Below are 24,607 nucleotides of genomic sequence, written 5' to 3'. Positions count from 1 at the left end.
AAAACTATTCACTTTTTTAGAAGCTGTCTAAACCCAAAGTGAAGGCGTCCATCCTTAAACTGCAGCAGAAAATCGGTTCCCTGCATAGTAATTGTCACTGCTCTGCTGGCGACGGCTTGTGTTGGTATTTGAGCTCCCTGGGTCTCCACAAAAATAGCTTTATCTTTTTCAAAGACCTTAATCGTTTGTCCCTCATTAGATTGGTAGACTCCAGTAATAGCTTGGCGATCTGCTTCGCTGAGTGTGTATTCATCATATTGGACGGCTTTCTTATCAGGTGCAATATTCATTTCGCTCTGCAGGGCTCCTCTTAAAAGAGATTCCGCAGGGGCACCTGCAATATTCGTCAGACAGATGGCAGCAATATTTTTCTCAGGCAGCACGGCGAAATGCGCCGTTACTCCTTTAATTCCGCCGCCATGTTCAATAAGCTTTGTACCAAAATAGTCTGGTGTAATCATAACCCCATAGCCATAATACCGGCCAGGCTCTATTTCAATATATTGAGTGGTCATTGCAGTAAGACTTTCTTCTGTTAAAATACCATTGCCTTTATTTAAAAAGACATCACTATAACGAAGCATATCATTGGCAGTTGATTTAACATAACCGGCCGCCCACATTACCGGGGCGTCCCACCATTCCGGAGAATATTTAATGACCGGCGTTTCAGCGGTCGGGTCCATATCATACTGACGTGCTGCCTGCTCATCCAATTGATCCGGATTAAAAAAGCTGCTTTTCATTCCGAGAGGAGTAAAGATATTTTTCTCTATATAACGTTCATACGGCTGCCCGCTAGCACGTTCAATAATGATACCAAGCAGAGCATAGCCGTCGTTAGAATAGCTGAATGACTTCCCTGGCTCGTCAAGCAGGTCAAATGACAGGCTATTTAAATAAGCTATAAGTTCGTCATATGTATCAATGCTGTCATGCTCCCGTTCAAGAGGTATGCCTAATTTAATCTGCAAATCGAATGAGCCGTCCTTTTCCATGGATTGCTTATTTGCATAAAAAAGCGTGTTTAATGGCGGAATACCAGATGTATGCGTCATCAGGTGATGAAGCGTTATTTCATCACTTCCTTTAAATGTAATCTCAGGCAAATATGTTTTAATAGAATCATGGACGGATAGTTTTCCTTCTTCTTGCAGCTGGAGAGTTGCGATACTAGTCATTGACTTTGTAATACTTCCAATTCCAAAAATCGTATCGGCCGTTACAGGTAATTCATTTTCCTTATCCTGGTAGCCAAATCCTTTTTTGTATATATCATTGTTCAATGCAACTATCGCACCCGGGGTTTTATGCGCACTTACGAGCGATTCAGCAAATTCTTCATAGACTTTCTTGTTCATAAAAATACCTCCCTTTTCACCTAATAAATATATTTTCTGTTGTTCAGATGATCTCTGAGATTGTCTTTAGATACTATGCTTGTTCAATTATTTTACCACACATGCTGGTCAGTCACTAGATAAGTATTGTTTTTTGAAAGCCTGCAATCGTAAAAAGCACCTCCAACATTCAGAATTTCACTGCAATATTCTATCATTTTTTTCCGCTAACTTGAATTCATTTTCTATGAGTACGAGATTATAACTGATAAATGCGTCAGCCGGATATATTACCAATTTTTTATGGAACGATTTATTTCATATTTCAAGGGAGAACCTCATACGAAGTGAATATAACAAATAAAATTTTCGAGGTATAGCTCATGAAAAAATCTGCCTGTTTTTATTTATTTGTCTTTGTTTAATTCTCAGTAGTTCCAATAGCCAAGTGAGCTCTTCAAAAGAATTAGGTCATTCCTTAACGATAAAAAAAGCAAAAGAAATAAGACATTTATATCCTGATGACTTTTTTGCAAAAGGTTACAACTTTGGAATTACAACTGATGCTAGAAATAAAATAACGTTAATTAAAGTGATTGGGTGGGACAAAGCATTAAAAAATATGAAATATATCCTGTTTATTGCTGAAACAGGAGAATTTTATGATGAATTTGAAATAGAACAGTATAGATAACGTGGGGAACTATTTGCTAATTAGTCCTACGGAACTTTAGAAGAGTTGAACATTTTTAGCTGCTTATAAAATGTAAACTTCCTTATCAATCTCCGTAACGCTTCATTGTACAATGAACCAATCATAAAATTTCTAGGTTTTTCTAAATTTTATCTAGACTTCCTAAATAAATATGATTATGCTAAGTATATAACTGGTAATATTTAATCAGAAAAGGGGAGTTAATTATGAAAGAGAAAGGAAAAAAGTCTATGTTTAAGAAATGGTGGTTTTGGGTAATCGTTGTTTTCGTTATTGGAGCAATCGGCACTACTCTTGAGGATGATACTGCTGCAGACAATGAGATAAAATCTGTTCAAGCAGAAAATGAGAAGGATGAAACAAACGACCCGGACGACGAAGAACCAGCAGAGGATAATACAGATTCAGAGGAAACAGATACCTCTAGTGAAGCGGAAGAGAGTATGGATGACGATGAAAATGCTGATGCTGAAAAAGACGATGAAACAAACACTTCAAAAGATACAGAGGAAAGTACAGATGAAGAGATAGAAGAAGTAGAAGAAACTGAAGCAGACGATGATGTTCCGACTGAATACATTTCTGCATTAAATTCCGCAGAAAGCTATTCCGATTTAATGAGTATGTCTAAAGCAGGTATTTTTGATCAGTTGACTTCCGAGTATGGCGATCAATTTCCAGAAGAAGCAGCACAGTATGCAATTGACAATATGGAAGCGGACTGGAATCAAAATGCCTTGAAATCAGCAGAAAGTTACAGCGATATTATGCATATGTCAAAAGCAGGTATATACGATCAATTAATCTCTGAATACGGCGATCAATTTACTGCTGAAGAAGCACAGTACGCTGTCGATAATATAAAAGCGGATTGGAATGAAAACGCATTGGAATCGGCCAAAAGTTATCAAGAAACAATGGATATGTCACATGAAGCAATCAGAGACCAGCTAACCTCAGATTATGGTGAAAAATTCACGCAAGAGGAAGCGGATTATGCAGTTGAGAATTTAGATTAATTTTAAAAATATATATTCCTTATCAGTGCGTGTTCAAAAAGGCCGATAAATAGGACCAAGAAGTTCAAGGCGACGAGCTTTTTACGAACGGAGCGTATGCATTATAATACGTGAGTAACGGAAAAAGCTAGTCAACGCACTTCCGCAGGATGCGGTGGCTTCTATGTTGCCCACACGACGTAGGCGTTCTTAGTAGAAGATCCACTTATCGCAGTGTCATCTTTATTGGACTTTTTGAACATCTTCTTATCAGGGCTGAAAAGGTATCAAGTTGTCAAATGACGTCTAAAATGCAAATCTCCCTCCTGCTAACAACATTGCTAGCAGGGGGTTCTTGTCTACAATCTCTGTACATTACAGATTGTCAAATACGGCATCTCACAAACCATTCAGGCGGATTATTATTAAAATCATGTGTTTCAACAATATACCGCGTTCTCTCCTGCACTTCTTTTAAATGCCCCCTCAAGTAACCGCTGATTTGACTTGCATGCTGGTTTAAAGCAACAAATAAATTATACTTTCTCCATCGTTCCTTTACTTCATTTAACTTTTATCACTGGTACCCGTACTTACCCTTGCTCTTTTTTATGCCATTCCAAGGCTCTCTGCTCCAGTTCACTCACATAGCTTCTTTTTGCTTGACTGTATCCTTTTGTATCTTGATACTTCATTGCTAACTGTTCTTTTAATGCACCATATTTCATGGCTTCCTCTGTATGTATCCTTAAATAATTTCTGAGTATCAAATGTCTGTCTATCTCCCTATTACCTTCTTGATAGATATGTATATGATGTGTTCTATCCTCTCCTCCTTTTCTCAATAATCTTCTTCCTTCAATGCCCCACTCACCAGCTGGATCATAGCCTAGTTCCTTTAAGCGCGGGTTAAATTGATCAACTTTATCAATATCTTTCACAATAACCATCATATCAATTACCGGTTTAGCCTTCATATTAACAATAGAGGTACTGCCAAAGTGTTCAAATTGGATGACAAGATCACCGAACAGTTCGTTTAACCGTTTACATTCTTTATTATATTCACTTACCCATTCGGAATTATATAGACTTAATCTCACTTTCAATATATCTCCCCCTTAGTTGAAGATAAAAGAACACTTTCCATAAACAGCTTTTTTCATAGAGGTCTCACCTCATTGTTATTGGGAAAATAATTCCTCTGCTTCTTTATTTTTTATTATTATAACATGATGGAAATATTATTTACCGTAATGTAACTAACCGACTCCCACTTAAAAAGATAGGGAAAATGTCTTTTTTGAGTGAGAAACCCTCATTTTAACATTTAAAATAATTAAAAAGAGCTGAAAACATTGATATATCAACATTTACAACCCTTTTTCGTATTCTCCAAATGGAGACGGAGGGAGTCGAACCCTCGTCCAAGAGTATCGGCACTCAAGTATCTACACGCTTAGTTGGTATATTATCATTCGCTCACATGTCAGCCTACCAACAGGCTTTCATGGAACTAGTCTGATTAAGTTCTTCTGCCCATCCTCAGACGGTGGATAGCAGTATAGCCCGCTTCATTTGAGACCCTTCAATCTGCCACACGGGCGATGGCAGGAAGGATCGTTTTAGGCTACTTACGCAGCTGCTAAAACAGGTTGATTGTTTTCTTTGCCAATTATATTTAGGCGTAACGTTTTACGAGCCGTAACCTCGACGTGCAACTTGAGCTCAATCTACCCCTGTCGAATCCGTAACGTCCCCGTATAAAAAATCACAGGGAATAATTAAGCACTTTTTAATTATTCAGTTGACCCTTGTTTCTATAGTAATAACTGTTCCATAAACAGCATACCATGAACAGGGTACCTTTCATTATAACAAATCATGCCAGATTGTCAAATATGCTTCCGTTTAACGCATGTGGTCTTTAATAGCACGATCCACATCGCGCTTCATTTGCTTACGTTTTAAGTCTTCACGCTTATCGTATTTCTTCTTCCCTTTTCCAAGTCCAATTAATACTTTTGCATAACCATTTTTAATATAAATTTTTAATGGAACTAATGCATAGCCCTGCTGCTGAGTCAGACCAATTAATTTATCAATTTCTTTACGGTGAAGCAGCAGCTTTCTTGAACGGGTCGGGTCGTGATTATAACGGTTCCCCTGCTCGTATTCAGCGATATGCAGGTTAATTAATTGCACTTCCCCTTTTCTGTCAATCCGCGCATGGGCATCCTTAATGTTTACTCTGCCATTACGAATAGACTTAATTTCCGTGCCTTGCAGAACAATCCCCGCCTCATACGTTTCTTCAATAAAATAATCATGGGAAGCTTTCTTATTTTGTGCAATGGTTTTTCCATTTCCTTTTGGCATCTAAAATCATCCTCTTCCATCGAACTTTTAAAAGTTCTTGTTCACATGGAAAGAAATCTCGTTCTCTCCCCATATGAATCCTCTGTATATTTTACCAAAAAACTTGCCTTATCTCAAAAGTTTCACCCATTTGATGAACTTTGCTCTGTGTGAAAAAACGATAAAATCTCCTAAGCAGAGATTTTATCGTTTTGGTTTATTCTTTTTCTTATTTTTAGGATTTGCTTTGCCTTTTGGGTTTGCTTTACCCTTCCCTTTTGGCTTTGCTTTTGATTTTTCTTTCGTTTTTGGTGAAGATTGAATAACCCGTCTGGAAGACTTATCCTTTCTTTCCTTTCTGCGCGGGGAACCTAAGGATGTCAATTCAAAATCAACTGTGTATTCTTCCAGGTTTACATCAGCCACCTTAATATCCACTTCGTCTCCAACACGGAATACTTTGGCCGTCCGTTCGCCAATCATCGCCTGACTGCGTTCATCAAAATGATAATAGTCATCTGTCAAATAGCTGACATGGACAAGCCCTTCTACCGTATTTTCCAACTCGACAAACATACCGAAATTCGTTACGGAGCTGATAATGCCGGTAAATTCTTCACCGATCTTATCCTTCATAAATTCCGCTTTCTTCATATTATCCGTATCACGCTCGGCATCAACTGCCCGGCGTTCCATTTCTGAAGTATGACGGGCAATTTCCGGCATCCGGTCCTTCCAATGCTTCATCGTTTTCTTATCCATCTTATTTTCAATTAAATAAGTGCGGATTAAACGGTGTACGATTAAATCCGGATAACGGCGGATCGGCGATGTGAAATGTGTATAAAAATCTGTTGCCAGACCAAAGTGGCCTACACTTTGCGGCGAATATTTCGCCTGCTGCATGGAACGGAGCATTAATTTAGATACAATCATTTCCTCCGGTTCGTCTTTAATCGATTCTAACACCTTTTGGAGCTGTTGCGGATGAATTTCGTTAGCTGTTCCTTTTACTGAAATACCAAGTCCTGCTAAAAATTCATAGAATTTCTCAAGCTTTCCTTCATCAGGATCTTCGTGAATACGGTGGATAAACGGTACATCCATCCAATGGAAATGCTCAGCAATCGTTTCATTCGCCGCCAGCATAAACTCTTCAATTAATTTCTCCCCAACGGAGCGTTCGCGAATAACCACATCAGTCGGATGGCCTTTTTCGTCGACAAGTACTTTTGCTTCTTTAAAATCAAAGTCAATAGCACCTCGTCCAAAGCGTTTGCCGCGTAAAATAGCTGCAAGCTTTTCCATGTTCTCAAACATTGGAACAAGCGGCTCGTATTTCTTACGCAGTTCTTCATCCTTATCCACTAAAATTTTATTCACATCGGTATAAGTCATTCGTTCATTCGAATTGATAACACTTTGGAAAATTTCATGATGAACGACCTGTCCACTCGTATTAATCTCCATTTTACATCCCAGTGTTAAACGGTCAACCTGGGGATTAAGGGAACAGATACCATTTGATAAGCGGTGAGGAATCATCGGAATCACACGGTCGACTAAATAAACGCTCGTTCCCCGCTCAAATGCTTCTTTATCCAGCGGTGTGCCTTCTTCAACATAGTGGCTGACGTCCGCAATATAAACTCCAAGCTCATAATTTCCATTATCAAGACGTTTGACACTGACAGCATCATCAAGATCCTTGGCATCAGCGCCATCAATCGTAACGACAACCTCATCCCGCAGATCCTTTCTTCCATGTATATCTGCCGGATCAATTTCTTCCGGAACCTCATTTGCCTGCTCTATTACCTCTTCTGGAAAATCTATCGGGATTCCGTGCTTATAAATAATAGAAAGAATATCAATTCCCGGATCATTTTTATGACCTAGAATCTGAATAATTTCTCCTTCTGCACTTTTTCTTCCTTCCGGATATTTGGTAATGCGTGCAAGTACTTTATGGCCGTCGATAGCTCCATGTGTATGTCCTTTAGAAATAAAAATATCATTTGGGATCCGTTTGTCATCAGCAATAACAAAACCAAAGGAGCGGTTATCCTCAAATGTACCGACAACGGTAACGACTGCACGCTCTAAAATACGGATAACTTTTCCTTCCGGGCGCGATCCTTCTGCATCTTTCTTTTCCAAACGGACAAGCACTTTATCCTTGTTCATTGCGGATCCCATATCATTTGCATGAATATAAACATCTGTTTCATTTTCATCTTCCGGAATAAGAAAGGCAAAACCTTTTGCATGCATTTGAATAGTTCCCTTAACGAGATTCATTTTGTCTGGAAGTCCAAACCTGTTTTTTCTTGTCCGGACAAGTTCTCCCTCTAACTCCAGTTCATTCAGAGCAATGACCAGCTCTTTAAATTCTACTGCCTCTTCTAAGCCCAGAGCCTCTTCTAATTCCTGTACAGACAAGGGCTTGGTACTATTTTCTTTAATATAATCTATAATTCGTTCTTTCATTGTCTCACCTTCTTTCTCTTTATCTTTCCTGCTCTATATTTTATACTTCCCAATCCAGGCTCTCTAAAAACATATAGATATCTTCGTGAAGCTGTTCTTTTTCTTTATCCATTGTAATAACATGGCCCGAATTAGCGTACCACTTAATCTCTTTTTGTGTAGATTCTACATTGTCATAAATATAATTAGCACTGTCCGTGTTAATCATTTCATCTTTTTCTGCCTGGACCACAAAGGTTGGTGTATAAATCATATCAATATTTGCTTTTACTTCTTTAATTGTAGCTCCTACACCCTTAAAAAGCTCCCTGGAATTATCCATTAATGTGTCTACTTCTTCTTCAATAACGGCTTCATCCTTTTGCTCCAGCTGTTTAAATTCTCTGGAAAACTCTCGAAACCCCTTCGTAAGCTGTTCCTCATTATCAAAAAACATCGGCGCACACATGGATACCATACCTTTAATTTGCTCAGAATAAGCAAGTTTTAAACCTAAAACCCCGCCAAGGGATAGACCGGCTACCGCAATTTCCTTATAACCTAAATCCTTCAAATAATTATATGCAGCTTTTACGTCTGCCCACCATTGTTCCGGATTACTTTTAATTAATTCCTCCGGAGGCAGTCCATGTCCGCGATAAATCGGTGCATGGCTTGTATAGCCTTTCTTTTCTAAAAAACGTCCAAGCATACGGACATCTGCAGAATGTCCTGTAAATCCATGTAATAATAAGACAGCACGCTCTCCAGCTTCAAATGTAAATGGCTGCGGCAGCTTTATTTTCACAATCATCCATTCCCTTCATCTTCTCTAAATCATTTTTGCCAAATTCATTTCTAGTATACCCTGTATCGTTATAGAAGTGTGCTCAAAAAAGCTGATAAAACGGACTTTTTTTGAACTTCCTTTAAAAGTGCGTGTTCAAAAAGTACGATGAAAAGGACCAAGAATTTCAAGGCGACTAACTTTTCCGAACGGAGCGTATGCCTTATAATACGTGAGTATCGGAAAAGTTCGTCAACGCAGAAATTCGCCGTGTCATTTTTATTGGACTTTTTTGAACTTCCCCTATAAGCGGAAATAAAAAAACCTTACCACAAAACTGTGATAAGGAATAACATTTATTGTAATACGTACGCTGCCAGGAAAGCTAATAAAAAGAACAGCACACCTGTAACAATTGTTAAACGATGAAGCACTAAATCAATTCCGCGTGCTTTCTGTTTTCCAAATAACTGCTCTGCACCACCGGAAATAGCTCCAGAAAGACCAGCGCTTTTTCCAGACTGCAGTAACACAAGCGCAATCATAACGATAACGTCAATTACTAATAAAACATTAACCACAGTTAATAACATGTTTCCATACTCCTCCTATGTTCCGACAATCCCTATTCTCTACTTTATCATACTTTGAATTTATTGTGCAAGGCAGATTTGTGAATTACCGGGGGAAAATCAATATTTTATCAAATTGTAAAAGTATATGAATCAATCAGCATTTCAAACAGATAGCATTTGTTCTAAAACCTGTCTTCAAAGTATAATAAAAATAGCAGCATTATATACAAAATTAGATGAAGAATGACAGAGATAATAAAGGGGGAGACGAAATGCAGATGAACGAAGATTGGCTGGAAGCCTCTGATGGCACCAGCATCTATATAAAACAGTGGCTTCCTGATAAGCAGGCGGTCGGCATCCTTCAGCTTGCACATGGAATGGTTGAGCATATTGAACGTTATCACGATTTTGCTTCTTATTGCACTTCCTTAGGATTTATTGTTATCGGCAGTGATCATCGCGGTCACGGAAAAACCGGGGATAAAGGAATACAGGGTTATTTCACAGAAGAAAATGGATTCCAGCGTGTTGTTACAGATCTTTATGAAATCATGCAATTTGGAAAAAAAGCCTTTCCATATCTCCCATACTACTTTCTTGGACACAGTATGGGCTCTTTCTTAATGCGGAATTTTATTCAGCATTATAGCGCTGAGATAGATGGATTAATTTTAACAGGAACAGGACACTATTCCAGGATTGTCACAGCAATAGGCAAAAGCACGGCTTCCTTTTTACCGCCCCGGAGCCCCTCTCCTTTGATGAATAAGCTTGTTTTAGGGAGCAGCAAAAAACGGAATAAACACTATAAGCATGAATGGCTAACCAGGGATAAAACATTTGCAGCTTCCTATGAAGAAGATTCCTATACCGGATTTATTCCAACAGCCCGTTTTTTCTATGATTTATTAGAAGGCATCTATCAAACAAGAGACCAAAGCCTCAATCAAAACATACGTAAAGGCCTTCCTCTCCTCCTAATCAGCGGAGATGAGGATCCGATTGGCCAATATGGAAAAGGTATATGGAAAACTGCCGCTCTTTTTCAAAAAAGCGGTATGACAAATATTACCGTGCTCGTTTATGAAGGTGGCAGGCATGAGCTGTTAAATGATACTTGCCGGGAAGAGGTATTTTCGTTTATAGGAAACTGGCTGAATTCGATGGATAATACCAATAATTAACACTTCTTTCAAATACAGAAAAACGTTTGCTGCTGGCATTTATTACTTGCACAATGACCTGCACTAATTTAGTATAGATGTGTTATAATTATGTTTAAAGCTTTACTAAAGAAAGGATGCTCTCATGATGAAAAAAATGAATGGAATTGCTGCATCTAGTGGAATTGCCATTGCTAAAGTATATGAACTTAAGGAACCAGAATTAAATTTCGAAAAGTCTTCGGTTGAGAATCCGGGAAAAGAGATTGAGCGTCTTGAAAGCGCACTGGAAGTTTCCAGAAAAGAACTAGAAAAAATCAAAGAACATACATTAAAAGAACTTGGGGAAGAGCATGCAGAAATCTTTTCTGCGCATCTGCTTGTCTTAGGAGATCCAGAGCTTATTAACCCGATAAAAGATAAAATCAATGATGATAAGGTAAATGCAGAAGCAGCATTGGATGAAGTTGCTACAATGTTTGTCGGAATGTTTAAAGGAATGGATAATGAGTATATGCGTGAACGTGCAGCTGATATCCAGGATGTAACAAAACGTGTGATGTCTCATTTACTGCAGGTTACCTTCCCTAATCCGGCTTTAATTGATGAGCAGGTAATTGTCATCGCCAAAGATTTAACCCCTTCTGACACCGCGCAATTAAATCGTGAATTTGTAAAAGGGTTTGCAACAGATATCGGCGGCAGAACTTCTCATTCTGCAATCATGGCCCGCTCTTTAGAAATTCCGGCTGTTGTCGGCACGAAAGAAATAACCGGCGCAGTGAAGAAAGATGATCAAATTATTGTTGACGGAATTGAAGGCAAGGTTATTATTAACCCGACAGAAGAAGAAATTAAAGTGTATGAAGAGAAGCAGGCTGCTTTTGCTAAACAGCAGGCAGAATGGGCAAAATTAAAAGACGAGCCTACTTTCTCCGGTGACGGCGAACAGGTAGAGCTTGGAGGGAATATTGGTACACCGGAAGATGTGGATGGCGTCCTTAATAATGGCGGCGAAGCTGTTGGTCTTTACCGGACAGAATTCCTATACATGGGTAATTCAGAATTGCCTTCTGAGGATATTCAATTTGAAGCATATAAAACAGTATTGGAAAAAATGGGAGACAAGCCTGTCGTTGTAAGAACACTTGATGTCGGCGGTGATAAGGAAATCAGTTACTTAGATATGCCGCATGAAATGAATCCGTTCTTAGGATTCCGTGCAATCCGTTTCTGTCTGGAAAATGAACACGTATTCCGTCCGCAGCTCCGCGCTTTATTACGTGCAAGTGCATACGGTAATCTAAAAATCATGTTCCCGATGATTGCTACTTTAGAAGAATTCCGTCAGGCAAAAGCATTGCTGCTGGAGGAAAAAGATAACCTTCAAAAAGATGGCGTGGAGGTTTCTGAAAACATCGAGGTTGGAATCATGGTAGAAATTCCAGCTACTGCGGTTCTTGCAAAACAATTTGCAAAAGAAGTTGACTTTTTCAGTATTGGAACAAATGACCTGATTCAATACACGATGGCTGCCGACCGTATGAATGAGCAGGTATCTTACCTGTATCAGCCATACCATCCAGCAATTCTGAACTTAGTAAATAATGTCATTGAAGCAGCTCACGCAGAAGGTAAATGGGCAGGTATGTGTGGAGAAATGGCGGGAGATTCTACTGCTATTCCTTTACTTCTTGCACTAGGTCTGGATGAATTCAGCATGAGCGCAACTTCCATCTTACCAGCAAGAACGCAAATTCTTGGCCTTAATAAAAAAGAACTTGCAGCACTTAAAGATGAATTTCTTTCTCTAAGCACTGCAGAGGAAGTTGTTGCATTAGCAGCAAAGACAATTAATAAATAAAATAAGATAAAGAAAGCCCCGGATTATTGCTTTGCGCAAACAATAATCCGGGGCTTTCTTTAATACATACGATACATTCCCACAGAATTCGGCTCTGTGTATTGAAATCCAAATTGTTCATATAACTTATCAGCCGGAATATCTGCGATCAGACTGACATATGAACCTTTGTATGTATGGCTATCTAAATAATTCATAATTTCCTGCATCACGCGCTTTCCAAGCCCCTGTCCCTGATAGGCCGGTTTAACGACAATATCTACTACATGGAAAACAACCCCTCCGTCACCAACAACTCTTCCCATACCAATTAGCGTGTGTCCATCATAAATAGATACAGCAAACAGGGTATTAGGAAGCCCAATTTCAATTGCTTTTCTTTCCTTGCTGCTGAGCCCGGCTTCTGTTCTCAGCCCGTTAAATACATCCACATCAGGTGTCTGATACTTAATTTGATAACGTTCATTCATTTCCATTTCATCCTTTTCGACAGTTTTTCCTATTTTAACATTTAAATATATCCAAATAAGCTTTCGTATAATATTTTCTTATCTGATCCTATTAAAAACCAATATTATACTTAAATGACATGTAAAGCTATAATTAATTATAACAATAAAAATTACGGAGGAGGAGATGCTTTGGATTTTCATAGTAAAGATAATATGTACAGCTATACGAACCGCGAAGCCGATGCTGCCTGGAAAGAGAAAATGAAAGCGCTGATAGATATTCATTCTATTCACCAGGCCGCAGATATTGGATGCGGGGGCGGTATTTACTCCAAAGCTTTAGCTGATATTGGGATCCCATCCGTATCAGGAGTTGACTATTCCAAGCCAATTTTAGCAGGAGCCATGAAACACTGCAGCAATTACTCCAATATTTCTTTCCAGCCCGGTTATGCAGATAATACCGGTTTAGAGTCGGATAGTGCAGATTTAATTTTATCCAGAGCTTTAATCCATCACATAAAAGACTTAGGTTCTGTATTTGCTGAAGCATACAGGATATTGAAAAGCGGCGGTTGTTACATTATCCAGGACCGCACATTGGACGATTGTTTAATGCAAGGAAGCAACGAACATATTCGCGGCTACTTTTTTGAAGCTTTCCCGAAATTAAAGGAATTTGAAAAGGAGCGGAGACACTCCAGCGATAATATAAAATTAAGTCTTCAGCAAGCAGGCTTTAAAAAGATGGAAGAGCATCGCCTGTGGGAAATAAGGAAAACGTATAAAAACAAACAAGCACTCCTGGATGATATTCAATCCAGAGCCGGACGCAGTATTCTTCATGAGCTATCTGACGCTGAATTAGCAGCTTTAATGAACTATATTGATCAATCTATTGGTGATATGGAAGGGATTGTGGAAAAGGACAGATGGACATTGTTTAAAGCAATAAAATAGTGCGTTGGTAAAAATTATCCATGAAGAGCTTTATTCAGCAAAAAAACAGACAATCCCCTTAGATGGTCTGTTTTTTGCTTATTTATTTTTTATCTTCAAACTCTATTTTAGTACCGTCCTGTAGTGTAAGCTCTAATTCAAATTTGGTATAATCTGAATCCAGATTAAAAGCATCTAAAGTTTGATTTATTGCATCATTTTAATCATCTCCAGATACTATTATTTTCCCGTTATCTGAACCAACAAAACTTAAGGCGATTTTTCATTGACCATACGAATTCAAATTGTCTTATAATGTACCTGTCTGAACATGTTCTTAGACCTTTCAGCTGTGCAAATAAACACATTGGGTTGGATTTTTCAAGGCATGCACATAGCAGCGGCTATCGTCTTCTCGCTATGACAGTGCCAATTCCTGTAACCCAGATATAAGCAACAAAGAAAATCCACAAATACGTAATAGATACGGATTCAACTCCGATAAGACTGAATATGAATATTCCTAAAAATAATACAGCCAAGGAAATATGAGATGCGTATGCGGAAAAACGGAATATGTTGTGTTTTACTCTTTCATCTGCTTCCGGAGTATTATCTTTTTTACGGCTTTTTATTATCCATGCAAATACAGCAATGATAGCTGCCCCCGTTATTCCACCCAAAAGTGCTTCATATGGGTATTCTCCTTGAAAAACAAAAACAAGAACTGTTCCTATCAGAATTCCTATGAGAGAACAAATTAATCTAAAAAATAATGTCGGTTTTCTTGCTTTTCTTTTCTTTTTGTCAGTACTATTCACACTCATTTGTCATCCTCCTCTTCTAAAATAAATACCTGCTCAATCGGCATTTCAAAATAGGCAATTATTTTTAAAGCCAGCTCCAGACTTGGATTATATTTATTCTTTTCAATGGCATTCATTGTCTGACGTGTGACCTGCAGATCCTCTGCCATTTTTATTTGTGTAATTCCTTTTTTCCGTCGAATTTCACGGATATGGTTAATGACTGCTATAGCAAACACCTCCTAAAAAGCAGAATAGCAAGTCCGATAAATCGTAAAGATATCTTTACATATAGTGTAATAAAAGAACAGAAGAAAGTAAAGATATCTTTACTTTCTTCTGTTCTTTTATTCATCGAATAGTGCTTTTACTTTTCTATATAATGCATTCTCATCGTCTAAAACTTTATAAGGAGCTCCTTCACCGTTGATTATATAGCCGGCACCAACCGTATAAAATAACATGTCGTTATTTTTAAATCTTACTATCAACTCATACTCATTTGTCTTATCTCTTATTCTGTCTACATTATTAATCCGATATAATCTGTATTCATTATTTATATATTGCTTTACTTCATCCCCTTCAACAATAAACCTTCGATCATCTTCCGCTGGAATATAATCTGAAAGGTCATTAAAATCCTCCGGAAAATAACCAGTCATTTCAATCTCTATTTTTTCGATCTCACTCACCGAGGCTTCCGCATTATCTTCTACAACCTCAGTAAAGGCAGCTGGTAAAGAAAAAGTTAAGTTAAATATCCACATGATCAACGCTACAACACTAATCAATAATAATATAAAGTTAAACAACTTACTGAATCTTGATCTAGGCTCATGCAAATAATACCTCCTCTTCTTTCAAAGATTTAAGAAATTCATCAAAATATATGCTTTATTATATGTATACCCAGATTTTTAAGATAATAAAAGACCCGCAATTTACGATGAATTCATCGTAAATTGCGGGCCATACATTTAAACTGAGGTATTACTTATCAGCCAAGTTATAGAAAGAAGTTAATCCGCCATACTCGCCCATGCCAGCCAGTTCATCTTCAATGCGAAGTAACTGGTTATATTTTGCAACACGGTCTGTACGGGATGGAGCACCTGTTTTGATTTGACCAGCGTTTGTAGCAACTGCGATATCAGCAATCGTTGTATCTTCTGTTTCACCAGAGCGGTGAGAGATAACAGCAGTATAGCCAGCGCGTTTAGCCATTTCAATTGCTTCAAAAGTTTCTGTCAGTGTACCGATTTGGTTCACTTTAACAAGGATGGAGTTACCGATTCCCTGCTCGATACCTCTGGAAAGTTTTGCAGTGTTTGTAACAAATAGGTCATCACCTACAAGCTGCACTTTATCGCCAAGACGTTCTGTTAATAATTTGAATCCGTCCCAGTCGTTTTCATCTAAACCATCTTCAATAGAGATGATTGGATATTTAGAAATCATTTCTTCGTACCAGTCAACCATTTCTTCAGAAGTACGTACCACGCCTTCTCCTTTAAGGTTGTATTTTCCATCGCTGTAAATTTCAGAAGCTGCTACGTCCATAGCAAGTTTTACTTCTTCGCCAGGCTTGTAACCAGCAGCTTCGATTGCTTCAACAATTGTTTGAAGAGCTTCTTCATTGGAACCAAGGTTTGGAGCAAATCCGCCCTCATCCCCAACAGCAGTATTGTAGCCTTTTGAGCCTAATACTTTTTTCAGGGAGTGGAAGATTTCAGCACCTGTGCGCAATGCTTCTTTGAAAGAATCTGCGCCTACAGGCATAATCATGAATTCTTGAATATCCACGTTGTTATCTGCATGCTCTCCACCGTTTAAAATGTTCATCATTGGTGTTGGAAGCGTTTTGGCATTGAATCCGCCAAGATAGTTGTATAAAGGAACCTCTAAATGGTTAGCTGCTGCACGAGCTGCTGCCATAGATACGCCAAGAATAGCGTTAGCACCTAATTTTCCTTTGTTTTCTGTACCATCTAAATCGATCATTAATGCGTCAATGATATTTTGACGTGTTGCATCTAAACCGATTAGTTCAGGAGCAATAATTTCATTTACGTTTTCTACCGCTTTTTCAACACCTTTTCCAAGGTAACGGCTTTTATCTCCATCACGTAATTCTACAGCTTCATATTCACCTGTAGAAGCACCGCTTGGTACGATTGCAGAGCCAAAAGCTCCGGATTCAGTGAAAATTTCTACCTCAACAGTCGGGTTACCTCTTGAGTCTAATACTTCTCTTGCGTATACGTCAGTAATATATGGCATTATTTTCTCTCCTTTAATAACGTTTATTTTATTTTTTAATCAAGGATGAACCAGTCATTTCTTCTGGTTTCGCTACATCAAGTAAATCTAATAATGTTGGTGCTAAGTCAGCAAGAATACCGCCGTCCCGCAGTGTAATATCATCTTTTGTAACGATAACAGGAACAGGGTTTGTTGTATGGGCAGTCATTGGTTTATCTTCCAATGTAATAACCTCATCTGAGTTCCCGTGGTCAGCTGTAATAATAGCATGTCCACCTAACTCTGTAATTTTATCAACAATTTTACCCAGGCATTCATCGACTGCTTCAATCGCGTCAATCGTCGGCTGCAGCATTCCTGAATGACCCACCATATCCGGGTTGGCAAAGTTTAAAATAATTGCATTTTGCTCTCCGCCATCAAGTTCTTTTAATAACGCGTCCGTTACTTCATAAGCACTCATTTCCGGTTGCAGATCATAGGTTGCTACTTTGGGTGAATCAATAAGAATACGTTTTTCACCATCAAATTCTTTTTCACGGCCACCGCTCATAAAGAAGGTGACATGTGGATATTTTTCTGTTTCTGCAATACGTAATTGGTTCAGGTTATTCTGTGCTAAAACTTCGCCAATCGTATTATCCAGGTTGATTGGTTTATATGCAACATATCCATCCACAGTTTCACTGAAGTTTGTCATCATAACAAATTCAAGATTCTTTGGAGCTTTCTCTCCGCGGTCAAAGTCTCTGAAATCATCGTTTGCAAATGTTCTTGAGACCTGAATAGCGCGGTCAGGACGGAAGTTATAGAAGATAATAGCATCTTCGTCTTCGATCGTTGCAACAGGTTTATCATTCTCATCTGTAATAACAGAAGGAATTACAAATTCATCATAAATTTCGTTTTTATAGCTGTCTTCTACCACTTCAGCAGCACTGTGGTAAGAAGGACCTTCTCCATAAACCATAGCATCATATGCTTTTTTTACACGATCCCAGCGTTTATCGCGGTCCATGGAATAGTAGCGCCCAGAAACGGTCGCAATTTGACCTACGCCTAATTCCTTCATTTTTTCTTCCGTCTGCTGCAGGTATTCACCAGCTGTTTGTGGACCTACATCACGGCCATCAAGAAAAGCATGTACGTATACTTTCTCTAAGCCATGCTTTTTAGCCAGTTCCAATAAGGCGAATAGATGATTGATATGACTATGCACACCGCCATCAGATAATAGCCCGAAAAGATGTAATGCTTTATCTTTTTCTTTTGCATGTTTTACAGCATCAACAAGTGCATCTACCTCGAAAAAGTCGCCTTCCTCAATAGATAGATTCACACGGGTCAAACTTTGATAAACAATACGGCCTGCCCCAATGTTTAAGTGACCAACCTCAGAGTTACCCATTTGGCCATCTGGCAATCCAACTGACTTTCCGGAAGCTGTCAGCTGATTATGTGCATAAGCATTCCAATAACGGTCAAAGTTTGGTGTGTTTGCCTGTTTGACTGCATTTCCTTTTACTTCATCACGGATAGCAAAGCCATCCAGAATAATTAATGCAGCTAATTTATCCTGACTCATTTTGTACCTGCCTCCACTAATTGAACAAAGGATTCCGGTTCTAAGCTGGCACCGCCGACAAGTGCTCCATCAATATCAGATTGAGCAAGAAGTTCATCAATATTAGCAGGCTTTACACTGCCGCCATATTGAATAACTACCTGGTCAGCTATATCCTGTGAAGTAATTTCTGCAATTACTTTACGAGTTTTGGCACAAACTTCATTTGCATCTTCGCTGGAAGCAGTTTTTCCTGTTCCAATTGCCCAAATTGGTTCATATGCGATAATTGTTTGTGTTACCTGTTCATCAGATAATCCTGCTAATGCTTTTTTCACCTGATTGCCGACAACATCCATTGTTTCGTTTGCTTCGCGCTGTTCTAAGGTTTCGCCTACGCAAACAATTGGAGTTAAGTCATGTGCAAAGGCTGCTTTTGTTTTTTGATTAACAGTTTCGTCTGTTTCCGCAAAATACTCACGGCGTTCAGAATGTCCGATAACCACATGTGTCACACCGATGTCTGTTAACATAACCGGGCTGACTTCCCCAGTGTAAGCTCCAGATTCTTCAAAGTGCATGTTTTGAGCAGCAACTTTCACATTGGAGCCCTTTGCTTTTTCAACAAGAGCAGGTAAATACACAAAAGGTGCACAAACAATTGCTTCTGTATTTCCGCCTGGAGCTTTTGGAATAACAGCATCCATGAAATCAGATGCTTCTTGCAATGTTTTATTCATTTTCCAGTTTCCCGCAATAACTACTTTTCGCATGCGCTCACCTCATCCATTCTTAATTATTTATCGTTTAACGCATCTACTCCCGGGAGAACTTTGCCTTCCATAAATTCTAAGGAAGCTCCTCCGCCTGTAGATACATGGTTCATTTCATTTGCCAGACCAAATTTTTCTACTGCTGCTGCAGAGTCTCCTCCGCCGATAACAGAGAATCCTTCTGTTTCTGCTACAGCATCCGCAACTGCTTTTGTTCCGCCGGCAAAGGCATTTAATTCGAATACACCCATTGGTCCATTCCAAATCACTAATTTAGAATCTTTTATGATAGAAGCAAATGCTTCACGAGTTTTTGTTCCGATATCTAATGCTTCCCAATCAGCAGGGATTTGATCAATATCAACAATTTTCGTATTCGCATCTTCTGAAAAATCATCAGCTACAACTGCATCAACTGGTAATACAAAATTAACGCCTTTGTCTTTTGCTTTTTGCATAAACTCTTTCGCTAAATCAATTTTGTCTTCCTCTAATAGAGATTTACCAATTTCATACCCCTGTGCTTTAATAAATGTATAAGCTAATCCGCCGCCAATAATCAGATTATCAACTTTGTCGAGCAGATTATCAATCACATTGATTTTATCTTTTACTTTTGCTCCGCCGATAATTGCTGTAAATGGACGTGCAGGATCTTCCAACGCTTGTCCGAGAACTTCAATTTCTTTTTCCATTAATAGTCCTGCTGCAGCTGGTAGCTTTGTAGCAATACCTGTTGTAGAAGCATGTGCACGGTGTGCTGCTCCAAAGGCATCATTTACATATACATCAGCCATTTTAGCAAAAGCATCAACTAATGCAGGATCATTCTTCTCTTCACCAGCTTCAAAACGAACATTTTCAATTAATAAAACATCGCCATTGTTTAACTGGTCAATAGCTTTATCCACTTCTTCACCGTAGACTTCATCCGTCTTGGTAACTTCTTTGTTTAATAAATCACTCAAACGTTTTGCTACCGGATCTAAGCGAAGTTCCTCTACAACAGTCCCTTTAGGACGTCCAAGGTGACTCGCCAAGATAAGCTTTGCTCCTTTGTCCGTCAGTTCACGGATAGTTGGCAATGCAGCACGAATACGTGTATCATCGGTAATTTCACCGTCTTTTAAAGGCACGTTAAAATCTACCCGGCAAAATACACGTTTACCTTCTACTTGTAAATCAGCAATGGTTTTTTTGTTCAACGGAATCCCTCCTAATTTGGTATATGTAACTCTCGTTATTATACCATTTTATCTTGCTTTACTACTAATTCTAGTAAAAATAAGTGTTCAAAAAGTCCGTTAAAAGGACCGAGAAGTTCAAGGCAGCGCAGCTTCGAGTAGCGGAATGTATGTTTTTAAATACATGAGCAACTCTTTTAATGGGCTTTTTGAACATCTTCTAAAAAGAAAATAGAGGAGGAAAACTGCTCCCTCCTCTATTTATACCGTTCGGAGAGGCTTACCTTACAACGAACGTCGTTTATTATCTTATAGTCCTTTTTTAGCCATGAATACAGCTAAGTCTACACAACGGGTAGAGTAACCCATTTCGTTATCGTACCAGGAAACAACTTTTACAAGGTTGCCTTCCATTACGATTGTAGATAAAGAATCGAAAATAGAAGAGTGGCTGTTTCCAACGATATCAGAAGAAACGATTGGATCTTCCGTGTACTCAAGGATTCCTTTTAATGGTCCTTGTGCAGCTTCTTTCATTGCATTGTTAACATCTTCAACAGTTACTTCTTTATCAAGCTCAGCAACTAAGTCAGTTAATGAACCGTCTGGAGTTGGAACGCGTACTGCGTTACCGTTTAATTTACCGTTAAGTTCTGGTAATACCAAACCAACTGCTTTAGCAGCCCCAGTTGAAGTAGGGATGATGTTTTGAGCAGCTGCACGTGCACGACGATAGTCTTTGTGCGGTAAATCAAGGATTTGCTGATCGTTTGTATAAGAGTGGATAGTAGTCATTAATCCACGTTTAATACCAAAGTTATCATTTAATACTTTAGCAAATGGTGCTAAGCAGTTTGTTGTACAAGAAGCGTTAGATACAACATTATGCTGAGCTGGATCGTATTTATCATCATTAACACCCATAACGATTGTTAAATCTTCGCCATTAGCCGGTGCAGAAATGATTACTTTTTTAGCTCCTGCCTGAATGTGTTTTTCAGCATCTGCTTTTTTAGTGAAGATACCAGTAGATTCGATAACGATTTCTACACCAAGATTTCCCCATCCAAGGTTAGCAGGATCACGTTCAGAAAGTACTGTGATTTCTTTCCCGTCAACGACAAGGTTAGAACCATTTACACTGATTTCTTCTTCCAGTTTTCCATGAACTGAGTCATATTTCAATAAGTGTGCAAGCATGTTAGCATCTGTTAAATCGTTGATTGCTACAATTTCCACTTCATCATTTTTTAAAGATTGACGAAATACGTTACGTCCAATTCTTCCAAAGCCATTAATACCAACTTTTACAGCCATATTAAATTCCTCCTAAGAATATCTTGAAATTTTTATTTATATAAAGAGGTTATCCTCTTAATATCTTTTCTGCAGCACCTTGATCGGTGATTAACATATTGCTCTTCCCTTGTTTAAAGTAAGAATTAATTGCATTTCCCTTCGACGCCCCGCCAGCAACTGTAATAATATGCTTTGATTCATCCATATCCTCCAGCTGCAGTCCTACTGTTTTTACTTTGTAAACAATGTCGCCATTGACATTAAAGTAATAACCAAAGGCTTCTGAAACTGCATTTTCCGACTTTAATAAGTCCAATACTTTTTGGGAAGACTTCCTTCGTTCCGCCATACGCAGTGCATCTCCAATTCCATGCAAAACAATGTTAGAAGCTTTAATAACTGCTAAGGCATCAATTACATGGGGTTCCTGAATAATCAGTTCGTAGGTGGAATCACTAATCGGATCTGGTACATAAAGCATTCTGTATTGACTATTTGACCTTCTGGCCATTTCTGAAACAATACGAGATGCCTGGTTCTCAACCTTTTCTCCAATACCGCCTCTTGCAGGGACAAATAATACATCTGTTCCTTCGGGTAATGGCTTCATTGCATCGGCTACAGCAGCAATAGTGCTTCCGCCTGTTACAGCAACCGTATTATTTTTTTGTAAGACCGATCGCAGATAGGCAACACTTGCTTTTCCCATCTCCGCTTTTATTTGAGGATTATGATCACTGTCACCGGGAACTACAATCACATTATCAATGGATAAAGTACGTTTTAACTGGTCCTCCAGATTATCTAACCGGGACAAATCTCCAATTAAAGCAGCTAATTGATCCAGGACTACTTTTCCCTCGTTGGTAATAAACATACCCTTGGAAGTAATCTCGACCAGCCCTTGTCCATGAAGAAAATCGATCTCTCCGCGAACATGCCGCTCTGTTAAATTTGTACTTTCCGCTAATGCTCGTCTGCCAATTGGCTGATGCAAATGTACATGTTGTAATAACGTATATCTTTCCTGCATCAGGCTAACCAACTCAGGTACGATTTTTCTCTGTAGGGCCATGACGGATTCCATTTTAACCATTCTCCTCTATTCGGGATTAAAAGCGTCCCAGGTGGTGGTACTACGTCCCGAATCAATTGTATTATAACATACATACTACCAAAAGCAAAGGAAAAGTCTTAAAGCAGCTGCTATTTTATCTAAAAGAAAGAAGTCTGTTATGCTCCGAATTTTTACATAAAAATGCATACACTTTATCTATTCCCATTGCATGTGAAGTTAAACACAGAAACTTGTTTTAAAGCAGGTTTTTTATACAATTGAAAGGGATTCTTTAAAAGAGTGTGTTCAAAAGTGATTATATGTTTATCTTTGTTCGTATTATTTGCTGAAAAATTAAATTTGATCCATTCGTGTGAATCAGAAGATTCACACGAATGGATCAAGAGCACATATTAGATGAAAGAGAAAACATTTGGGGACTTTTTGAACACACTCTAAAATCAATTTTAAGCTTTAGCCGAGAACCTTTTTGACTTCAGTCATAAGATGAATCGGCTTCGGACAAGGGTTAACTTCTGCTAACTTCATTGTCCGACATTCTCTTTCTTGGCTAAAATCATAGTTGATATTTGAAAAAAGAATAAAATCATTGATAACTCCAGGTTCCTCTTTATATATATGATGTGATTCGTAGTATAATAGACAGGAGGTGAAACCAATGCTTGAAATAGTAAACCGTGGTTATGTGTATCGTGCTGCCCCTATTTCTCACGAAGTGGAAATGTATTTACGTCAATGCTTCGGTGCAGACAGAAAAATATATAATCTGCATGTTGCTCACTTATACGATTATTTGGAGAAGAATAATTATCAAATTGGAGACAAGCTGCCTTCTTTAAAGAAGATGGGTATGCCTCCTGTTTCTATGTTCAAAAAACAATGTGTCAATGAGGACAATGTAGCTTATTTATATCTTGTAGATGCCTATGCTTCCAATGAAGCAAAACAACATTTTAATAAGGCAATCACTGCTTTTAACAAGATGGCGTATAAGAAACAATATAAGAAATCTGCTTTAAAACGACAAAAGACCCTAGGGATAGAACCGACATTTCGAGATTTGAAAGGGATGCCAAAGTTCCATTCCCGTAAAGGCAGCAAATTAAGTTATACGACCTTCAATCAAAACGGAAATATCTATATGAAAGAGGACATATTATATCTTCCATCTGCACAAAAGTCTTCTGTAAAAGTAGTTGGGTTAAAGCTAAACAGACATAGACCTTTACCACAAGACAATAAAATAAAAAATGTAACAGTTACGATGAACACGAAAGGACAATTTGACGTGTCTATTTGTGTTGAATTTCCAATGGAAATAGAAAGCATTGGTACACCTGCCCGTATTCTGGGACTAGACTATTCACAATCTCATTTTTTTGTAGACAATGAGGGTAAGAAAGCCAATTATCCTCACTATTATCGAGAAATGGAAGAACGTCTAGCGAAGGAACAACGCGTATTATCACGCAGAAAGAAGGGATCGAAACGTTGGGAGAAGCAGCGTCTTGTTGTTTCCAGGTTACAAGCGAAAGCAGCCAACCAGCGAAAAGATTGGCTTCACAAGAAAGCCTATGCGCTTGCGGAACGTTATGACATGATTGTGGTAGAGAATCTGGACCTTCGTGCTATTGGACAAAACAAGTATTATGCCAAAAATCAGCAGGATAATGGTTTTGGTCATTTCCGTCTGTATCTGACATACAAATTAGAACAACGAGGAAAATATTTTGTCAAAGCACCAAAAAATTATGCATCAACACAATTATGTTCTACCTGCGGATATAAGAATACGGTACTAAAGGGAAATAAAAATATAAGAGAATGGGATTGCCCTTCATGTGACAGTCATCATGACCGGGATAGTAATGCTGCGTTCAACCTGAAACAATACGGAGAACGTTATACGAAAGAAAAAATTCTGCCACAAACTGTTGTGGTTTAAAGCCTACAAACGGGTTGCTTGGAGCCCAGA

General features: G+C 38.5%; 22 protein-coding genes and 1 other RNA gene. 6 read left to right on the top strand and 17 right to left on the bottom strand.

Annotation, left to right across the window (positions count from 1 at the left end):
* Nucleotides 1-8: 8 nt before the first annotated feature.
* Nucleotides 9-1,361 (bottom strand): serine hydrolase domain-containing protein, encoded by a 1,353-nt coding sequence (locus BN1068_RS06435; RefSeq protein WP_077601999.1) that lies wholly within the window; start codon nt 1,359-1,361, stop codon nt 9-11.
* Between the two features lie 427 nt (nt 1,362-1,788).
* On the opposite strand from BN1068_RS06435, the gene BN1068_RS06430 reads away from it, so the two are divergent.
* Together BN1068_RS06430 and BN1068_RS06425 are read left to right on the top strand one after the other, a co-directional pair.
* Complete coding sequence (locus tag BN1068_RS06430) at nt 1,789-2,034, top strand: hypothetical protein (protein ID WP_077601998.1); 246 nt, start codon at nt 1,789-1,791, stop codon at nt 2,032-2,034.
* Nucleotides 2,035-2,261: 227 nt separating this feature from the next.
* Nucleotides 2,262-3,074 carry an Ltp family lipoprotein gene (locus BN1068_RS06425; protein WP_077601997.1) on the top strand — a complete coding sequence of 271 codons (813 nt, stop codon included), beginning with the start codon at nt 2,262-2,264 and terminating at the stop codon, nt 3,072-3,074.
* A gap of 572 nt (nt 3,075-3,646) precedes the next feature.
* On the opposite strand, the gene BN1068_RS06420 is transcribed toward BN1068_RS06425, so the two are convergent.
* The 6 genes from BN1068_RS06420 to secG form a co-directional block, all read right to left on the bottom strand.
* Entirely contained in the window at nt 3,647-4,156 is a 510-nt protein-coding gene (locus BN1068_RS06420) for a GrpB family protein (protein ID WP_368483276.1), read from the bottom strand.
* Between the two features lie 294 nt (nt 4,157-4,450).
* Nucleotides 4,451-4,814, bottom strand: a transfer-messenger RNA (tmRNA) gene (gene ssrA / locus BN1068_RS06415).
* 150 nt (nt 4,815-4,964) lie between these two features.
* Nucleotides 4,965-5,432, bottom strand: coding sequence for an SsrA-binding protein SmpB (gene smpB, locus BN1068_RS06410; protein WP_077601995.1), 468 nt, complete (start codon nt 5,430-5,432; stop codon nt 4,965-4,967).
* Nucleotides 5,433-5,615: 183 nt separating this feature from the next.
* Nucleotides 5,616-7,901, bottom strand: coding sequence for a ribonuclease R (rnr, locus tag BN1068_RS06405; protein WP_077601994.1), 2,286 nt, complete (start codon nt 7,899-7,901; stop codon nt 5,616-5,618).
* 40 nt (nt 7,902-7,941) lie between these two features.
* Nucleotides 7,942-8,688, bottom strand: a complete 747-nt coding sequence (locus BN1068_RS06400) for an alpha/beta hydrolase (protein ID WP_077602208.1) — start codon at nt 8,686-8,688, stop codon at nt 7,942-7,944.
* A 335-nt stretch (nt 8,689-9,023) separates the two neighbouring features.
* Nucleotides 9,024-9,260, bottom strand: a complete 237-nt coding sequence (gene secG / locus BN1068_RS06395; RefSeq protein WP_077601993.1) for a preprotein translocase subunit SecG — start codon at nt 9,258-9,260, stop codon at nt 9,024-9,026.
* Nucleotides 9,261-9,514: 254 nt separating this feature from the next.
* Between secG and BN1068_RS06390 the strand changes: the two genes are divergently transcribed.
* Together BN1068_RS06390 and ptsP are read left to right on the top strand one after the other, a co-directional pair.
* Nucleotides 9,515-10,429: an alpha/beta fold hydrolase gene (locus BN1068_RS06390; RefSeq protein WP_254846715.1), complete on the top strand. Its 915-nt coding sequence runs from the start codon at nt 9,515-9,517 to the stop codon at nt 10,427-10,429.
* Between the two features lie 127 nt (nt 10,430-10,556).
* The gene (ptsP, locus tag BN1068_RS06385) at nt 10,557-12,272 is read left to right on the top strand and encodes a phosphoenolpyruvate--protein phosphotransferase (protein WP_077601992.1); all 1,716 of its coding nucleotides are present in this window, start codon (nt 10,557-10,559) and stop codon (nt 12,270-12,272) included.
* 59 nt (nt 12,273-12,331) lie between these two features.
* Here ptsP and BN1068_RS06380 read toward each other — a convergent pair whose 3' ends face one another.
* Nucleotides 12,332-12,742 carry a GNAT family N-acetyltransferase gene (locus BN1068_RS06380; protein ID WP_077601991.1) on the bottom strand — a complete coding sequence of 137 codons (411 nt, stop codon included), beginning with the start codon at nt 12,740-12,742 and terminating at the stop codon, nt 12,332-12,334.
* A gap of 114 nt (nt 12,743-12,856) precedes the next feature.
* On the opposite strand from BN1068_RS06380, the gene BN1068_RS06375 reads away from it, so the two are divergent.
* Nucleotides 12,857-13,684 carry a class I SAM-dependent methyltransferase gene (locus BN1068_RS06375; RefSeq protein WP_077601990.1) on the top strand — a complete coding sequence of 276 codons (828 nt, stop codon included), beginning with the start codon at nt 12,857-12,859 and terminating at the stop codon, nt 13,682-13,684.
* Between the two features lie 383 nt (nt 13,685-14,067).
* Here BN1068_RS06375 and BN1068_RS06370 read toward each other — a convergent pair whose 3' ends face one another.
* The 9 genes from BN1068_RS06370 to BN1068_RS06330 all read right to left on the bottom strand — a co-directional run bounded on the left by BN1068_RS06370 (nt 14,068) and on the right by BN1068_RS06330 (nt 22,641).
* On the bottom strand, nt 14,068-14,490 hold the full coding sequence (locus BN1068_RS06370) for a hypothetical protein (protein ID WP_077601989.1): 423 nt from the start codon (nt 14,488-14,490) through the stop codon (nt 14,068-14,070).
* Nucleotides 14,487-14,699, bottom strand: coding sequence for a helix-turn-helix transcriptional regulator (locus BN1068_RS06365; RefSeq protein ID WP_077602206.1), 213 nt, complete (start codon nt 14,697-14,699; stop codon nt 14,487-14,489). The genes BN1068_RS06370 and BN1068_RS06365 overlap by 4 nt, the downstream gene beginning before the upstream one ends.
* Nucleotides 14,700-14,816: 117 nt before the next feature.
* Nucleotides 14,817-15,314, bottom strand: coding sequence for a hypothetical protein (locus BN1068_RS06360; protein WP_077601988.1), 498 nt, complete (start codon nt 15,312-15,314; stop codon nt 14,817-14,819).
* Nucleotides 15,315-15,462: 148 nt separating this feature from the next.
* A complete protein-coding gene (gene eno / locus BN1068_RS06355) occupies nt 15,463-16,752 on the bottom strand; it encodes a phosphopyruvate hydratase (RefSeq protein ID WP_077601987.1) in 1,290 nt (429 codons plus the stop codon).
* Between the two features lie 28 nt (nt 16,753-16,780).
* Nucleotides 16,781-18,319, bottom strand: coding sequence for a 2,3-bisphosphoglycerate-independent phosphoglycerate mutase (gpmI, locus tag BN1068_RS06350; RefSeq protein WP_077601986.1), 1,539 nt, complete (start codon nt 18,317-18,319; stop codon nt 16,781-16,783).
* A complete protein-coding gene (gene tpiA, locus BN1068_RS06345; RefSeq protein ID WP_077601985.1) occupies nt 18,316-19,071 on the bottom strand; it encodes a triose-phosphate isomerase in 756 nt (251 codons plus the stop codon). The genes gpmI and tpiA overlap by 4 nt, the downstream gene beginning before the upstream one ends.
* A 23-nt stretch (nt 19,072-19,094) precedes the next feature.
* Nucleotides 19,095-20,276 carry a phosphoglycerate kinase gene (locus BN1068_RS06340; protein WP_077601984.1) on the bottom strand — a complete coding sequence of 394 codons (1,182 nt, stop codon included), beginning with the start codon at nt 20,274-20,276 and terminating at the stop codon, nt 19,095-19,097.
* Between the two features lie 288 nt (nt 20,277-20,564).
* Nucleotides 20,565-21,572, bottom strand: a complete 1,008-nt coding sequence (gene gap, locus BN1068_RS06335) for a type I glyceraldehyde-3-phosphate dehydrogenase (protein WP_077601983.1) — start codon at nt 21,570-21,572, stop codon at nt 20,565-20,567.
* Between the two features lie 49 nt (nt 21,573-21,621).
* Complete coding sequence (locus BN1068_RS06330) at nt 21,622-22,641, bottom strand: sugar-binding transcriptional regulator (RefSeq protein WP_077601982.1); 1,020 nt, start codon at nt 22,639-22,641, stop codon at nt 21,622-21,624.
* Between the two features lie 649 nt (nt 22,642-23,290).
* On the opposite strand from BN1068_RS06330, the gene BN1068_RS06325 reads away from it, so the two are divergent.
* The gene (locus BN1068_RS06325) at nt 23,291-24,577 is read left to right on the top strand and encodes an RNA-guided endonuclease TnpB family protein (protein ID WP_077601981.1); all 1,287 of its coding nucleotides are present in this window, start codon (nt 23,291-23,293) and stop codon (nt 24,575-24,577) included.
* The last annotated feature ends 30 nt before the right edge of the window (nt 24,578-24,607 follow it).

The sequence above is a fragment of the Oceanobacillus sojae genome, from assembly GCF_900162665.1.
GTDB classification, from domain to species: Bacteria; Bacillota; Bacilli; order Bacillales; family Amphibacillaceae; genus Oceanobacillus; species Oceanobacillus sojae_A.
The sequence above is the reverse complement of the archived record's forward strand: the minus strand, read 5'-3'. Positions and strand labels throughout refer to the sequence as shown.